This window comes from Novosphingobium sp. KN65.2 (assembly GCF_001368935.1).
Classification (GTDB): Bacteria; Pseudomonadota; Alphaproteobacteria; order Sphingomonadales; family Sphingomonadaceae; genus Novosphingobium; species Novosphingobium mathurense.
On the sequence record NZ_CCBH010000116.1, the window covers coordinates 1 to 1461 of the forward strand.

Consider the following 1461-nt stretch of genomic DNA (forward strand, 5'->3'; position numbering starts at 1 on the left):
TGTCCAAGCTATCCGCCGACTACACGGGCGCATATTGGCATTTCTACACCCTATCGAACGGCGGGTTCTACATGGCCCCCGGCGATCAGCCCCAATATCGTCTGGAATGGGACGGCAACGGCTTCTCTGGCGACGTTTCGGCCGACGCGGCGGGCCTTATAGCCACCCTGTTCATGCTGGGGCATATGCACGAAAAATACGGCGAGGATCAATTTGCCCAGCTCTATGCGTGGGCATCTGCCTATGCCGCCCAACATTCGGAAGCGGGGCCGATCGGTGCCGCGCTCGACTAGCGCCACAGGGGGGCAGCGTGCCCCCCTTCCCTTCCCTGCCTATCGGGCATATTCCTCATTCGGCCGCCATGAGGAGCAACGCCAGCGAAGGAACAGACGCGCGCATGATTGATGTTCGGCCAGATTGCCTATTGCCCGCCGATCAGGGGTGGCAGCAGCCGACGCCGGATGAGGTAAGGGCGGTCCTCAAAGCAGCGGACATGACAGGGGGCAGCGCGTCCAAGTTTCTAGGCTTGAGCAATACCCGCGTTATTCGGCGCTGGACGGGCGGCGACGATCAGATTCCCTATTCGGCATGGGCGCTGTTGTGCGCGGCTGCGGGCTTGGGAAATATTTGGGAACACCAGAACGACGATTTTAGCGGCTAAAATTATTGCCGTTCAGACTTTACGGGGGCTTGACACGGTTCGGGATGCTGTCATTATATCGGTTGTGACCGGGCAACCCGCCAAGGTCGAAACCGGAGTATTCCGATGAAGGCGAAAATTCCCCCGCTGCCCGCACGTTTTGCGGTCATGCGGCTTCCCAATCCTCCACCCGCATGGGAGGGCAACCGCGTGGATTACGTCATTGCGGCCGTCTGGACGTTCGGAGTCCTGATCTGGACCGTCGCGCGCTTCATCATCCCGCTTGTCGTCTTCTGGCAGTTCTGCCGGATGCTCTGGTATTGGAACACGCCGGATGTTCATGCCGGTTGGCAGTTCCTCGCCTATTATGCGGTCTATATCGCCCTCTACATCTTCCTTGGCGTCTATGAGCCGAAGCTATACCGCGAGAAGAATCGCGGCAGGCGCAATGGATAAACGCTTGAGCGCGTCGGCCTTTGAGCAAGCTGCTGGACGGCTCAATATCGCGGCGCGTCCGCTCGACATGGCGCGCGCCGTTCTGGTGGACGGCGAGGCCCAATCGGCCGTGGCGAAGCGCGAAGGCGTGTCCCGCAATGCCGTTTGTCTGGCGGTCAACCGGATTTGGAACGCGCATAGCGAGGTTCCCGAAGGTTTCGAGCGTGTGACGGCGATTTTACCGAAACATAAAGCCTTCCTTGTGCGGCAATGGCAGCGCGAGGCGGTGGAAAGATTGGACGCCAAACGATGAAAACACTTGTCATAGCGAACCAGAAAGGCGGCGTTGGTAAAACTTCAACGACCGTTCATCTTGCCTATTACTT

5 protein-coding genes are annotated in these 1461 nt (G+C 59.0%); all 5 read left to right on the forward strand.

Annotated features, from left to right (window positions below; all coding sequences use genetic code 11):
* A partial coding sequence (locus SPHV1_RS04235; RefSeq protein ID WP_054944810.1) for an antirestriction protein occupies positions 1-293 on the forward strand: 293 nt, incomplete at its 5' end.
* Positions 294-397: 104 nt separating this feature from the next.
* The gene (locus tag SPHV1_RS04240) at positions 398-661 is read left to right on the forward strand and encodes a hypothetical protein (RefSeq protein ID WP_006954203.1); all 264 of its coding nucleotides are present in this window, start codon (positions 398-400) and stop codon (positions 659-661) included.
* Positions 662-766: 105 nt separating this feature from the next.
* Positions 767-1096, forward strand: coding sequence for a KleE stable inheritance protein (kleE, locus tag SPHV1_RS04245; RefSeq protein ID WP_006954201.1), 330 nt, complete (start codon positions 767-769; stop codon positions 1094-1096).
* A 4-nt stretch (positions 1097-1100) separates the two neighbouring features.
* Positions 1101-1388 (forward strand): TrfB-related DNA-binding protein, encoded by a 288-nt coding sequence (locus tag SPHV1_RS04250; RefSeq protein ID WP_006954199.1) that lies wholly within the window; start codon positions 1101-1103, stop codon positions 1386-1388.
* Positions 1385-1461: ParA family protein (locus SPHV1_RS24855; RefSeq protein ID WP_156367244.1), on the forward strand; the 77-nt coding region annotated here is incomplete at its 3' end. The genes SPHV1_RS04250 and SPHV1_RS24855, both read left to right, overlap by 4 nt.